Raw genomic sequence first — 12,897 nt, 5'->3', positions numbered from 1 at the left:
CGGCCGTTTTTGCCGTTTGCGTCCTGATGATCGAGGCCAGCGAGGTGGGGCGCGGCCTGCCCCGGTACGTGGAGCGGGACTTCGCCCGGTACCTGGAGTGCGGCGTGCTGGCGCACGGCTTCGCGCGGGTACGCTGCGAGAGTTGCAAGGACGAGCTGCTCGTCGCCTTCTCGTGCAAGGGACGAGGAGTGTGCCCGTCCTGCAATGCGAAACGGGCGCATGTCACAGCGGAGCACCTGGTGGAGCGGGTGCTGCCGCACGTGCCCTACCGGCAGTGGACGCTGTCCTTTCCGCACCGGGTGCGGTGGGTACTCCTCAAGGACGCGGGACTGCTCTCGGACGTCCTCACCGTCTTCCTGCGCGCGGTGTTCGCCCTACAGCGTCGGCGAGCGCGGAGGCAGGGTATCCAACGTGGGCAGGCCGGGGCCGTGTCGTTCATCCAGTTCTTCGGCTCGGCGTTGCAAGTGACGCCTCACTTCCACTCGCTGGTGCCAGACGGCGTCTTCGTGCCGCGGGAGGGCGGCGTGCGCTTCGAGGCGTTGCCCCCGCCCACGCAAGGTGAGGTGGAGCGACTGCTGCGGGTGGTGCATCACCGGGTGCTGCGCCTTCTGGACAAACGAGGGGCCCTCCCCGCACAAGGGCCCGAGGACGCGCTGCGGGCGTACCAGGCGCACTCGCTACAACAGCGGCTGCGCTGGACGGAGGTGGACGCCCGGCCTCCTCCCAGTAAGCAGCCCCGGTGCGCCTTCCTGGAGGGCTTCTCCCTGCATGCCAACACGCACCTTCACGCGAACGAACTGCGGCCATTTCTGGTCCCTCAAGCAGGTGAGGAGGGTGCGAGCGTGGCACCCCAGGCAGCGGTCAGGAAGGAGCCGAAGAAGAAGCGGATGCCGGGAGTGGACTCTCGCGAAGCTGCTGCGCAGAACGTTCGCCTTGGATGTCTTCACCTGTGACGGGTGTGGAGGCAGGCGCCGAGTGTTGGCGTACCTGACGGCACCCAACGCAGTACGCCCCATTCTGGAGCACCTGTCACTGCCCACGCGGCCTGCTGCCGCTGGCCGCAGCGCAGGGGCCACCCCAGCACGCGTGGTGTTGAGCCTCGAGCCGTCACGGTGCCAAAGACGCCCACGCCCCTGCTGCCTTCCCCTGGGAAGGCCTCTGGGCCGGCGTGTGCCCCATGGGGCTGCACCTCGTCTCCACCGGCCCGGCGCACAGCCCTCGTGGCACCCGTCCGCAGCCCTCCTCGACCCCTCGGCTCCAGCCCTCTCCCTCAACACCGCCCCCATCCCTCCTATACGCCCACACGCAGACGCTCCGTAACAGCTCGCCGTGCCCCGTCTGGACGGGCGAGGATGAGCCCGCCCGGGCCTGGAGCAAGACGAGACGGCGTGTTCAGTCGATGCTGGAAGGGAGCGTGACGGTGCCGGGATTGGCGATGGCGGCGAGCGCGGCGCGCAGCAGGTAGCGCCCCGGGTCTTCACCGCACAGGCGCGCCGTCTCCATGAGCGAGTAGAAGAGGGCCGCCACCTCGGTGCCGCGCAGCGACTTGGAGCCATAGTGGTTCTTGCGGCCCAGCACCATGTCCCGCAGCTGGCGCTCCACCAGGTTGTTGTCCAGGGGCACCCAGGCATTGGAGAGGAAGACGGTCAGTCCGCTCCACAGCTCCAGCATGTACTCGAGCGCCTTGCGCAGGGCGCTGCCCGGCAGTGCGCGCTGAGCCAGCGCCCACTCGCGGATGGCAGCCACCAGCGGGGCGGACTTCTCCCGTCGCACCGCCAGACGGTGCGCGAGTGCCGCGGCCTGGAGCTCGCCCTCCAGCGCATGCGGGTCGGGCAGGCCCGCTTCAATGGCATACAGCTGGCCCAGGAGACTCAGCACCTCGGCGCACGCGGGCGCCACCTTCTCGGCCTCCACGAATTTGCGTCGCACGTGGGCCCAGCAAAACACCAGGGAGCAGGAGGCGGGCCCGTCGGCACTGGACTTCGTCGCCGTCTGGTAGGCGGCGTACCCGTCCACCATGACGACGCCCTGGTAGTCGCCCAGCACCTGGCGGGCCGTGGCCCCGGAGCGGCTGGGGAGAATCCGGTGGTACACCGCCTGGGGGCTGGCCACCGTCCAGGCGTACCATTTCACTCAGCCCGTCGAAGCCCTTGCGCATGTCCACCGGCACCGCACAGGCGAACACGCGCACCGCCCGCGTGAGCGTCAGCACGCCAGCCTCCGCAGCAACTGCGCCGCTTCCTCCAGGCCCAGCCCCTCCACTCTTCAGCCCTGCGGCGATACTACCGCCAAGGTAGTCGCCACGGGCGAGGCCGCGTGCGGCTTCGGTGGGTGCACCACCACGGGCAGCAGCGGCTCCGTCTTCGGCTCACTGCTCCGCGTCTTCTTGCTGCCGGGCGTCTGCCCTCGCCGCCACGCCTGCAACGTCGGCTCCGACACTCCCAGCCTCTCCACCACGGACTTGAGTGTTTCTCCCTTCTCCAGTTCCTGCGCCAGGTAGCGCACCGCGAACGCTCTCAGTGGCTCGGGGAATGGGGCCGAGCCCTTGGCTCGTCCTGCCCTCAGCCTCTGTGCCTCCTGCCGGAACTGCTCCAACTCTTTCTCCACGTGTACCTCCAGGTTTATTGCCTGGACGTCTCACGCCTCTGCCTCTCTCGTCACGACGGGGGACGGCGAGCAGTTACAATCAAGTGGTCGTCAGGTGATGATGCACGGGAAGACGAACTGTTCGCGTGGGCGCAGCGCAAAGCACTTGAGTTGAAGCCAGGCGTCGCGGGTTTGGACTGGGTGACCCTGGCAACACAGCTCTATGAAGGAGACGTGGCGGAGGAAGCTCGTCGCTTGTTTCCGGATCCGGACTTGCCCGATGAACCACACGTGGGCCCCGGGTTGGTGTTCTTCCACTTGCTGGGGTTGGTTTCGTAGCCTCAAGCTGCAACCGCGGCTCCTCTCGGATGGCTTATGCCGAAGGGCAGCCCAAATGCGCTGGCCTCCGAGGCGAACGTCGAGGAGTTCGCCTGGAGGGCCGCGCTCGGTGGCGGGCAACCTCGATTGGAGGCGGCGGGAATCGAACCCGCCGCTGGAAGCCTCGGGTGAGAGCGAGCCAGAAAGGGTGAGGAGGACCGCGTGGAGGCCCGCCTACCGCGGCGTGCCTCCCGTCACCTTGGCGCCCACACCCTTGCTCGCGAGGTACTTGAGCGCCCGCTCCAGCACCTCGTCCTGGCCCTTCTGGACGCTCAAGAGGGAGGGCCGCACGAAGACCTGGGGCTTGAGCCCCACGCGCTGCAACTGACGGCCATCCACGTGCCGCACGTCGTCGCCGGAGAAGAGCAGCGCGATGCCGCCCGGGAGCACCATGTTGGTGACATCACCGTCGGCGCCCGCGCTGGGCGTGCCGATGAAGGTGGTGTTGTTGGCCGCCTCGAGGAACAGGCCCGTGTACTCGGCCTGGCTGATGGTCCGCTCGTCGATGAGCATCACCGTGCGGCCGACATAGGGGGTGACGTCGGCCTGGGGCAGGGGCTGGAAGTACTTGTAGCGTCCGCCCAGCTCCTCCGACGAGACGATGTTGCGCTCGATCACCGCCCCGTAGGGGGCCTTGCGCGCGTTGAGGTACGGCGCGAGCGCCCAGGCGGTGCCGTTGGGGTAGCCGCGCATGTCGAACACGAGCGCCTTGGTGCTCTTCATCTTCTCGAACAGGGTGGCCACGTCGGCGGGCTGCAGGCGCGTCAGGTCCACGTAGCCCACGCCGTTGCCCAACATGCGCCAGGCGTCTCCCGTGGGTGGCTTCTGCAACGACTGCATGCTCCGGGTGAAGCGCACCTGCTTGCGCTGTCCCGCGGCGTCGCGCACGCCCACCGTGGCCTGGGAGCCCTCGGCTCCCGACAGGGCACGCGCCAGCAGGCGGTGGCGCAGGTGCGTGGGCGTCGAGGCCGTGACGTAGGGCTTGAGCGCGTCCATCCGCTCCGCCAGGGGCTTGCCCTCGTACGTCTCGATGACCTGTCCCGGCGCGAGCCCCGGGGCGGCCGCCTCGTCCCACACCCGGGTCACCACCGCCTTGCCCTCCAGCTCCATCGTCTCGAAGGGGGCCAACACGCCGGCGATGCCGCGCTTTTCCAGCTCGGGGTGGCCGTGCAGGGTGGTGTGTCCGTCCTTGAGCCACGTGCTCATCTCCGCCACCGCGAGCGAGTACTCGGCGGCGTCCTTGGCCTTGGAGAAGCGGGGCAGGAACGTGGAGAGGGCCTTGTCCCAGTCCTGATCCATCAGGTGCTTGTAGGGGTAGAAGAACTCGATGATGTTCCACATCCGGAAGAGCGCGAGCAGGCGATGGGGCCTGTCCGGATAGGGCGTGTCCGCGTACGCCAGGTCCGCCTGCCACCGGCCCGGAGGGAGATCCGCCTCGCGCACCTTGGGCGCCTTGCCGCGCACCGGCTTGCGCGCCAGCTCGAGCGCCTTGAGCAGCGCCTCGTCCTTGCCCGAGCGCGAGCGCTTGGGCAGCACGGCGTCCGCGCGCAGGGGCACGCCCAGCTCGCTCAAGCGCACCACCGCCGTCAACCCGGCGCCCAGGTCCACCCGCGTGCGCTCCACGCTCGAGCCATCGTCCAGGCGGCCCTCGGTGATGAGCTGCGCCAGGCCCTGCGCCTTCATGGTGAGCACGCGCGCGTCCACGGAGGACTGGTCATCCAACAGGAAGAGCAGGGGCAGGGCCTTGCCCGGGGCCTGGGGCGAGATGCGCTCTCCCGTCGACGTGAGGAACGACGTGGCGAAGCCGCCGCTCGAGGAGATCGTCTGCGGGCGGTAGCCCGAGTGGTACACGGCGCGGGGCCCGGGCACCTGCAACTCCTGGGTGAGCAGGAGCGGCAGCACCTCGCCCAGCGCCTGGCGCATGGACTCGGAGGCGCGCGGATCCAGTCCCCGGGCGCGCAGGTCGAGGATGACGGCCTTGGCCCGGGCGAGATCCTCGCGCAACGAGGCGGTCGGCTGCATCACGCCCATGTTGACCACGAGCACGTCCTTGGCCTCCCACCGGCGCGGCTCGCGCGTGCGGGCCGGGTCGGCCGGTGCGCCTTCCTGCCGCTCGTCGGGGCGGAGGATCCGCGTGGCGGGATCGTTGAGCGCCTCCAGCATGTCCTGGACGGCCTCGGCGTAGGCGGCGCGGTCCTTGGCGGCCTCCACGCGGGGCAGCGCCGTCATCAGGGCGGCGTCCCAGTCGATGGATTTGTAGGCCAGGGAGGGGTGGCGGTACTTCACCTGGCCCCACAAGCGGGCCAGACGGTTCAGCCGCTCCTCGGGGGAGGGAAGCTCGGGGGCGTTGGGGGTCGGCGCCGCCGAGGCCGTCCAGGCGATGAGCCCGGCGGCCAGGATGAATCGGGTAAGCAGGGTGCGCAGCATGTGCCTTCCTGGAGGATGGAGACCATCCGGCACCGGCAGGCTAGCTCACCCCCATGGATTCCCCGAAGAGCGGAGTGCGTCCGGACCCCAGACTCTTCGCCTGGAGGCCGCCCCCGCCGCCGCCCGGACGGGGCTCCCTGGGTGTGAAGCGGTTCACTTCCGGGGAGTGAACGGCTTCACAGACACGGGCAGGCAGGCGTGGGATGTTGCGTTGCGGAACAGGGAAGGGGGTTCCGGGTTGCGAGGGGGATCGCGACCTGGAGCCACCGACCTCGGGAGGCGGGCGCCTCGTCTTGGCCTCGCCTCCCCGTTCCCGCGAGCCGGGGGGCACGCGGGATTTCTCCGTGGCCCGTTCCCCGTGCCGAGAGGTATCGGGGGGCGGGCTTCGGTTTTTCTGGGGGAGCTACGGCTTCCAGGTGATGTGGAAGGTGGCCTCGTGGGCCTCGCCCACGGTCAGCAGCGTCACGGACACCTCCCGGGCGCCCGTCCTCGTCAGGGCCTCGGTCAGCAGGCCCCGGAAGAAGTTCGGGTGGCGGGCGTGGTTGAACCACAGCTCGTAGTGGTTCGGCCCCACCTGGTTCAGCTTCGTCTCGGTGAAGTTGTTGGCGCTGCGGAAGTTGCGGCTCATCCGCTCGAGCGACCGGTGGGGACCGATGACCCGCGTCACCGCGGCCACCGCCTTGCCCATCGCCGTCTGCTGGTAGGCGCGCATGAAGGCCCGGCCCAGCTCGAAGCCGGCTTCCTCCCGCGGCAGCCGGGGCCAGAGCTCGGCCACGATGAAGTTCAGCACCTGGGTGTACTTGTCCACCGGATAGGCGGGCTGGAGCTGGCGGGGATCGACGCCCAACGCTCGAAGCTCGGTGAGGTGCTCGGCCGTGAGGGGCTGGCCCAGCACGCGCAGCAGGGACTCCATCGTGTAGTCGTAGACCAACATCTCCGTCACGGCGAGCACCCTACACCACACGGGCGCCGCGAACGGGCTTCCCGCTCAGTCCTCCTCGGAGAGCCGGCCCCGGGCGGCCAACACCCGATCGATCATCAGCTCGTGCAGTGCGTAGAGGGGCCGGGCCACCTCCTCTCCTTCCAGCACGCAGAGTGCGCCAGCGATCGCCTCCACCGTGGACATGCCGTAGGGGTGGGGCGGACGGCGCAGGCGCCGGGTGTCCGCGGAGGGCGGGGGCAGGGCCAGTCCCGGCATGCGGCTCAACCCCAGGCGCTGGTACATGCGCCGGGCCTGGGCCCAGTTGCCGTCGAGCACCAGCAGCCGCTCGGGTGGAGGCGCTCCGGGTGGAGGGGGCGGGGCGTCCGGGAAGACGATCCACGTGCCCGGCGCGTCGAGCACCGACAGCGAGAAGGGCTGGCCCGGCGCGCCATAGGGCAGGATGTGGCAGCGGGGCAGGGCGAGCGCCGCCAGGCGCGCCGTGTTGGTGGACTTGTGGGCTTCCTTGTGGTGGCGGATGACGAGCACCCCGGTGCGGGTGTCCACCCGCGGCACCTCGGCGCACAGACACAGGGCACACGGCAGGTAGCAGCCCGGACAGCGGCCGGCGAGATCCGCCGGAGTGCTGGACCTCATCGGCTCTGACGGTAGCGCTGCATGAAGGCGCGCGCCTCGCGCAGCTTCGTCTCCACGAAGCGATCCTCGGCGTCCACCTCCTCGTCGGCGTCCAGGGCGAGCTGGAAGAGGGCCGAGAGGTGCGCGGGGTTGATGTCCAACCACTCCGCGGTGCGATCCAACACGTTGCGGCGCTGGCCGCTGAACGTCTCGGGGTTCTCCTCGGGCATGCACCGGCAGATGCGCGCCGAGTCGCTGCCCACGTCCACGTAGAGCCCGAGCACCTCGGTGTCCAGCTCGGTGGAGATGGCGGCGGCGGCCTCGGTGACGTGGGCGGCGAGGGCGTGCGCGGCGGAGCGCTCGGTCATGGAGCGCACGAGGTAGACGCGCCAGCCGGCCTCGCCCAGCGTGCCCGCGGCCTCGAGCGGCGCGAGCTCGGCGGGCGGGGCGGAGATGCGCGTGAGCACCCGGCGCACGGGAGCCTCGATGTGCTCGAGCTGGGCGCTCGAGGTCGGGCAGAAGAAGACGACGCGGTACTCACGGCTGTCGATGGAAGGTTCCATACGGGTACTGCTTCCGTGGGGGCAAGACGGACTGGCTTGGAAGGAAGGGAAAAGAGGACCATTCCCCCGGCCCCGAGCGCAAGCGGGGATTTGGGACGGCTTCCATTTATGTGCATCCCGCGCCCGGCGCCACCTCGACGGATGGGGCGGGAGCACGGGGCGCCCGGGCCACCCAGACGCCGGTGCCCAGGACGATGAGGCCCCCCACGAGCCCCGAGGGACCGAGCGGCTCGGCGAACACCCACCAGCCCACCAGGGCGGCCGTCAGCGGCTCCAGGTAGGTGAGGGCCGAGCCGGCCGCAGCGGGCACGCCCTTGAGCCCGGCGGAGAAGAGGGAGTTGCCCACGATGCCACACAGGAGGCCGCCTCCCCCCACCCACAGCAGTCGCCCATCCAGGGCGGGGGGAAGGGCGTCGCGCCCGAAGACGAGCAGGAGCACGAGCGCGGACAGGGGCGCGTGCAGCGAGTTGATGGCCAGGGGCGAGAAGGCTCGGGAGGCCTCCTTGATGGAGAGCACGTTGGCCGCGAAGAAGAGCGCGCTGGCGCCGCCGAGCAGGGCCGTGCGGGGGTCGGCGAGGCCGCCGCGGGGCGTGCCCAGCAGGAGCGCGAGGCCCAGCAGGGTGAGGGGGGCGCCGAGCAGGGCCCTGGGGGAGCGGCGCTCGCGCAGCACCCATGGGGCGGCGAGCGCGATGAGCAGGGGAGCCAGGTAGTGGGTGAGCACGGCGACGGCGACCGGCCCGCGCTGCACGGCGGCGAAGAAGAGGGCGGCGTTGGCGGCGTCGCACAGCGCGAGCACCCCGAGCGCGAGCGTGGCGCGCCGGTCGCGCCAGGCCCCGGGGCTCAGCACGAAGGGGGCCGGCAGCGACATGATCACCAGCGAGAGGAAGGCGCTCTGGGTGCCGGACAGGCCCGCTGGCCGCAGGAAGAGGGACCAGCAGCCCCAGAGGGCGGCGCCCGCCGCGACCATGAGGAAGGACTTCACGTGGACTCCTGGAAGGACCGGGCGCTCGGGCCCGGGGGCCGGCAGCCTAGCCGAGTGTCCGGGCCGACGTGGGGAATCCGGACGGCGGGAGTTGTCGCTCGCCCGGGCGCCCGGCGGAGGGGCATCAGCCGATGCGGCCGATGACGGCGCCCCGCTCGTAGACGGTGATGGGGCCGTCCTCGGAGACGTTGAGGGCCACGCCGCGGAAGCTCGCGCGCCAGGCGGCGAGCGCCCGGGCCCCGGGCATGCTGGGCTCGCGCACCCCCAGGCGGGCGATCTCCTTGGGACTGGAGATCATGCAGGCGATGTCGAGGATGCTGCCGTCCGCGTCGAGCACGACGGCGCCATCGGTGGTGGCCGCGGCGGTGATGACCTGGCGCTGCGCCCAGATGGCGATGTTCTGCCCGCGCAGGGAGCGGCGCAGGTGGGAGTTGGCGGCGAGCGGGTGGCCATGGTCGGGGATGAAGTCGGTGAGGTCCTCGCGCGAGTCGAGCAGACAGAAGAGGGCGCCGGTGCGCTCGAAGGCCAGATCGATGGCGGCGCGCAGCACGCCGGTGACGACGTCCTCGCGAAAGCGCATGGAGATGCGCTCGTGCAGGGCCGCGTAGTCCAGCACGCGCCAGTGGCCGTGGGTCTTCTGGAAGACGGAGCCCTTGCCACTGAGGATGAAGAGATCTCCCTGGGGCGAGGCCACGAGCGCGACGTCATGAGGCGAGTGGGAGAGCACGGCCTGCACGGGCAGGAGCGTCTCGTGGGGGGCGTAGCGCAGCGCGGCCTCCTGGCGATCCATCTCCGCGAGCGAGATGAAGCCGATGATGCTGCCGGAGTGCATGCTGCCGAGTAGGGCGACGCGGCGGCCGTCCACGACGGTGCGGATCCACTTCTCGCGCAGGAGCGCGTTCTCGATGGAGATGCCGCCCGGCAGGGGGATGAACTTGTTCTGCAGCTTCTGCACGAGCTTGGGCGCCTTGCGCGCGACGATGAGGCAGTGGCGCACGGCGCGGCCCTCGTAGGTGAGGGCCATGGAGTCCTCCACGGCGCGGATCCAACTGGACATCTGCTGGGGCCGGTAGTTGAGGAAGCGCGCGACGGCGCGGCGCAGGCGCGTCTGCTCGAGCGAGGCCCAGTGCTCGTTGAGGGGCAGGGCGGCGGACACGCGATTCAGGTCGTCGTTGAAGACGCGGCAGAAGGAGCGGGCGAAGTGGCTGTCGCTGGTGCGCACCGGGCGCCGCAGATCGATGAGCAGGCCGGCCTGGGGCGTGGGCTGATCATCGAAGTAGAGCAGGGCGCCCAGCCGCGTCTCGTCGAGCGGAATCACCTTGGGCTTGAGGGCCGCGCGGGTGCCCAGCGCCTCGACATGGGCGGCGAGATCGTCCGCCGACAGCGTGGACGTGATGCTGCCCGGGAAGATGTCCTTGAAGGCGGTGGCCAGCGAGGCGAGTGCATCGAAGATGGCCAGGGGCCTGCGCGTTCGCATCGGGGGGCATCCTATACGGAAGGGATGCGGCCCCCGCCTAGATCCTCGTCGCTGGTTTCAGGGCGGAATTTTCCTGGGCCGCCTCCTGGGGAGAGCGCTCGCGTCAACCGCAGGTGCCGCAGTCCTGCTTGCAGGAGGTGCCCGCGTTGTTGCTGGCGCAGGTCTCCGGGAACTGGCAGCGCCCATCCCCACAGGTGTAGATGTCCTGGGTGCGCAGCCGGGTGCTGAGCGCGTGGTAGGTGACGCCGCCCCGGGTGCACCGCGCGAAGTAGGTCCCCGTGGCGTCGAGCTGGCAGACCTCATGGCAGCTCCCGACGTGCACGAGCGGCGCGCACTCCGTCCTTCCCATCAGCGCGCACGCGCGCAGGCTCGCCTGGTTGCCGCCCAGCATGCCCTGGTCATTGCCCACGAACAGACCCGCTCCATTGAAGAGGTTGCCGAAGAAGCAGGCCTCGCGCAGGGGATAGTCCGCCAGCTCCCCGCTCGCCGTGGGGATGCGAACCCCCTTGGCGCTGGTGCCCTGCACCGACAGGAGGACCGAGCGCCCATACTTGTTGGTGAGGGCCGCCAGGCACGCGCTGACGACCTGCTGCTCCTCCAGGGTCGCCGCCGCGCCGTTGGCCCAGCCCGGTGCCAGTCCCAGGCCGCCGGGCCACACATAGGTGGTGGAGCCCAGCTTGTAGCTGCGCGTCTGCCCCTCGGGCACGGCGCAGCGCACCAGGTACTTCATGAAGAGGTTGGACTCGGACGGGTGCTGCCAGAACCAGGAGTAGAACAAGGGACTGGACAGGCCGTTGAAGGCGAGCCCGTTGAAGGCGAGTCCATTGAAGGCCAGGCCGTTGAAGGCGAGCCCGTTGAAGGCGAGTCCATTGGGCGTCAGGCCGTTGTCGTCCTCGATGGCCTGGGTCACCTGACCGGGTTCCGCCTCGGAGGGGGCGGCGGCGTCCCCGACCGGACCACAACCCGTGGAGAGGGCCACCCACAGCATTGCGCGCGTCACGAGTGTCTTCATGGTCTTCTCCTGAGCTGGCGGGCGCCGGACCTCTTGGAGGGAAGTCGGCGGCGATGTAGGTCGCCGGGAAGATTTCGCCACTTCCGCGAGACTGGGAAGCGTGTGAGTGAAGGTTTCCCGTGAGTCTGTCGTCCAGGAACGATCGCTTCGTGCACCAGGTGACAGCCCCCCGGGTGGATGTGGCGCCTACCTCTTGTGGTTCACTCAGGCCTGGACGCTGGTCCACTCCAGGCCGAAGCGGGCGAGGTATTTGCGCAGCCGGTCCGCGTCGTTGACGCTCTTCTTCTGTGCCCGGGAGCAGGCGAAGAGCATGCGCCCCGCGTCGGACAGGGAGCGGGCCTCGCGGCACACGGCGAGCACCTCCTCGAGCTGGGCCCGGTCGAAGCGGTCCAGGGCCTCGGCCTTGTCCTCCCCGAGTACCCGCGTCACCAGATCCTCCTCCATGGGCAGGGGCCGGGAGCCAGGCGGGGTGGGGAGCCACGCGGCGCGCAGCCGCTCCAGCTCCTCGTCCACGCCCTCGCGGGTGATGCGGCCACCGGGGGCGAGCGTGGCCATGCGCAGCACGGCGGCGTTGAGGTCGCGGAAGTTGCCGCTCCAGCGCGCCTCGGCGGAGGTGGCGAAGCGCAGGAAGTGGGCCTGGGCCTCCTTGTTCATCGTCACGCGCGTGCCGATCGCCTGCGAGGCCTGATCCAGCTCATAGAGGAGGTTGGGGAGGATGTCCTCGGGCCGCTCGCGCAAGGCGGGCAGCCGGAAGGTCCACAGGTTGATGCGCGCGAGCAGATCCTCCCGGAAGCGTCCACGCTCCACCTCGGCGAGCAGATCCCGGTTGGTGCCCGCGAGCAGCTGGAAGTCGCTCTCCACCTCCTTGTCCGAGCCCACTGGCAGGAAGCGCTTGTCCTCGAGCGCGCGCAGGAGCATGGCCTGCTCGTCCGCGCCCAGCTCGCCAATCTCGTCGAGGAAGAGCACGCCCGCGTTCGCCTGGCGCAGCAGCCCCGGCCGGTCTCCCACCGCGCCGGTGAAGGCCCCCTTCACGTGGCCGAAGAGGGCGGACATGGCCCCGTCACCGCGCAGGGTGGCGCAGTTGACGTCCACGAAGGGGCCGCTCACGTGCCGCCGCGCCTTCTTGAGCTGGTAGATGCGCCGGGCGAGCTGCGACTTGCCCGCTCCGGTGGGACCCATGAGCAACAGGGGCGCGCGCGAGCTCGTGGCCACCTGTTCGATGCGCTCGATGAGCCGGTTGAAGGCCGCGTTGCGCGTGTCGATGCCCGCCTTGAGAAAGGACAGGCCCTCTCGCTGCTCCTGCCGGAAGCGGCTCGCCAGCGTGTCGTACTTCGACAAGTCCAGATCGATGAGGGTGTGCGTCCCCGGCCCGCCATGGTCCCGGCCGGAGGCCGGAGGCGAGGTCTGCACCAGCCGCGCGGGGATGTGCCGGCTCTCCACCAGGAGGAACAGGCTGATCTGCGTGATGTGCGTGCCCGTGGTGATGTGCACGAGGTAGTCCTCCTGCTCGGGCTGGAAGGGGTACGTGCGGGCGTAGTCGAGCAGCGCGCCGTAGGTCTCCTCCAGGTCCCACGGGTTGCGGATGTCCACGGCGGTGGGGCGCACCTGCGTCTCGGGGGAGACCTGCTGGATGTCCTGCTCCACCGTGCGCGCCAGTTCCTCCTGACCGGGGGGATGGAGCAGCTCGAAGCGGTGCACCAGCAGATCCTCCTGCTGACAGAGCCCCACCGAGGGGCGCCACTTGTCCCACCTCCGGGGGCCTCGGCCCGCGTCCAGGTTGGTCCCCAGCACCCCGAACACCACCGTCTCGCGAACTCGCGTCTTCGCCATGAGGATAGGAAGTTTATCCCAGGAGATAGGAAACGGGTGGGGGTTTCATCACTCCCCTGGGGAGGAGGGCTGGCACGCGGCCTGCTC

Annotated in this window: 11 protein-coding genes and 1 tRNA gene; 1 reads left to right on the top strand and 11 read right to left on the bottom strand. The window is 70.1% G+C overall.

Annotation, left to right across the window (positions count from 1 at the left end; all coding sequences use genetic code 11):
* Positions 1 to 26: 26 nt before the first annotated feature.
* Entirely contained in the window at positions 27 to 953 is a 927-nt protein-coding gene (locus F0U63_RS33430; protein WP_395836252.1) for a transposase zinc-binding domain-containing protein, read from the top strand.
* 439 nt (positions 954 to 1,392) lie between these two features.
* Here F0U63_RS33430 and tnpC read toward each other — a convergent pair whose 3' ends face one another.
* The 11 genes from tnpC to rtcR form a co-directional block, all read right to left on the bottom strand.
* Complete coding sequence (tnpC, locus tag F0U63_RS33425) at positions 1,393 to 2,133, bottom strand: IS66 family transposase (protein ID WP_395836249.1); 741 nt, start codon at positions 2,131 to 2,133, stop codon at positions 1,393 to 1,395.
* 132 nt (positions 2,134 to 2,265) lie between these two features.
* On the bottom strand, positions 2,266 to 2,607 hold the full coding sequence (locus F0U63_RS33420) for a transposase (RefSeq protein WP_395836246.1): 342 nt from the start codon (positions 2,605 to 2,607) through the stop codon (positions 2,266 to 2,268).
* Positions 2,608 to 3,052: 445 nt separating this feature from the next.
* Positions 3,053 to 3,156, bottom strand: a tRNA-OTHER gene (locus tag F0U63_RS33415).
* A complete protein-coding gene (locus F0U63_RS33410; RefSeq protein ID WP_395836243.1) occupies positions 3,139 to 5,391 on the bottom strand; it encodes a S41 family peptidase in 2,253 nt (750 codons plus the stop codon). The genes F0U63_RS33415 and F0U63_RS33410 overlap by 18 nt, the downstream gene beginning before the upstream one ends.
* Positions 5,392 to 5,794: 403 nt before the next feature.
* A complete protein-coding gene (locus F0U63_RS33405) occupies positions 5,795 to 6,325 on the bottom strand; it encodes a DUF2378 family protein (protein ID WP_395848467.1) in 531 nt (176 codons plus the stop codon).
* Between the two features lie 54 nt (positions 6,326 to 6,379).
* Entirely contained in the window at positions 6,380 to 6,967 is a 588-nt protein-coding gene (locus F0U63_RS33400) for a tRNA-uridine aminocarboxypropyltransferase (protein ID WP_395836241.1), read from the bottom strand.
* Positions 6,964 to 7,509 (bottom strand): hypothetical protein, encoded by a 546-nt coding sequence (locus F0U63_RS33395; protein WP_002632263.1) that lies wholly within the window; start codon positions 7,507 to 7,509, stop codon positions 6,964 to 6,966. Before F0U63_RS33395 ends, F0U63_RS33400 begins: the two co-directional genes overlap by 4 nt.
* 106 nt (positions 7,510 to 7,615) lie before the next feature.
* Positions 7,616 to 8,491 carry an EamA family transporter gene (locus F0U63_RS33390; protein ID WP_395836239.1) on the bottom strand — a complete coding sequence of 292 codons (876 nt, stop codon included), beginning with the start codon at positions 8,489 to 8,491 and terminating at the stop codon, positions 7,616 to 7,618.
* Between the two features lie 124 nt (positions 8,492 to 8,615).
* On the bottom strand, positions 8,616 to 9,968 hold the full coding sequence (locus tag F0U63_RS33385) for a hypothetical protein (protein ID WP_395836237.1): 1,353 nt from the start codon (positions 9,966 to 9,968) through the stop codon (positions 8,616 to 8,618).
* 103 nt (positions 9,969 to 10,071) lie between these two features.
* Positions 10,072 to 10,980, bottom strand: a complete 909-nt coding sequence (locus tag F0U63_RS33380) for a hypothetical protein (protein ID WP_395836235.1) — start codon at positions 10,978 to 10,980, stop codon at positions 10,072 to 10,074.
* A gap of 204 nt (positions 10,981 to 11,184) precedes the next feature.
* Positions 11,185 to 12,810 carry an RNA repair transcriptional activator RtcR gene (gene rtcR, locus F0U63_RS33375; protein WP_395836233.1) on the bottom strand — a complete coding sequence of 542 codons (1,626 nt, stop codon included), beginning with the start codon at positions 12,808 to 12,810 and terminating at the stop codon, positions 11,185 to 11,187.
* Positions 12,811 to 12,897 lie beyond the last annotated feature (87 nt).

This window comes from Cystobacter fuscus (assembly GCF_044360685.1).
GTDB classification, from domain to species: domain Bacteria; phylum Myxococcota; class Myxococcia; order Myxococcales; family Myxococcaceae; genus Cystobacter; species Cystobacter fuscus_C.
This window is presented reverse-complemented; position numbering and strand designations above follow the sequence as displayed.

Bases quoted from the DNA above. Each gene is read 5' to 3' on its own strand.
- F0U63_RS33430 (WP_395836252.1), top strand. From the start codon at position 27: ATGATCGAGGCCAGCGAGGTGGGGCGCGGCCTGCCCCGGTACGTGGAG.
- F0U63_RS33410 (WP_395836243.1), bottom strand. From the start codon at position 5,391: ATGCTGCGCACCCTGCTTACCCGATTCATCCTGGCCGCCGGGCTCATC.
- F0U63_RS33405 (WP_395848467.1), bottom strand. From the start codon at position 6,325: ATGTTGGTCTACGACTACACGATGGAGTCCCTGCTGCGCGTGCTGGGC.
- F0U63_RS33400 (WP_395836241.1), bottom strand. From the start codon at position 6,967: ATGAGGTCCAGCACTCCGGCGGATCTCGCCGGCCGCTGTCCGGGCTGC.
- F0U63_RS33395 (WP_002632263.1), bottom strand. From the start codon at position 7,509: ATGGAACCTTCCATCGACAGCCGTGAGTACCGCGTCGTCTTCTTCTGC.
- F0U63_RS33385 (WP_395836237.1), bottom strand. From the start codon at position 9,968: ATGCGAACGCGCAGGCCCCTGGCCATCTTCGATGCACTCGCCTCGCTG.
- F0U63_RS33380 (WP_395836235.1), bottom strand. From the start codon at position 10,980: ATGAAGACACTCGTGACGCGCGCAATGCTGTGGGTGGCCCTCTCCACG.
- rtcR (WP_395836233.1), bottom strand. From the start codon at position 12,810: ATGGCGAAGACGCGAGTTCGCGAGACGGTGGTGTTCGGGGTGCTGGGG.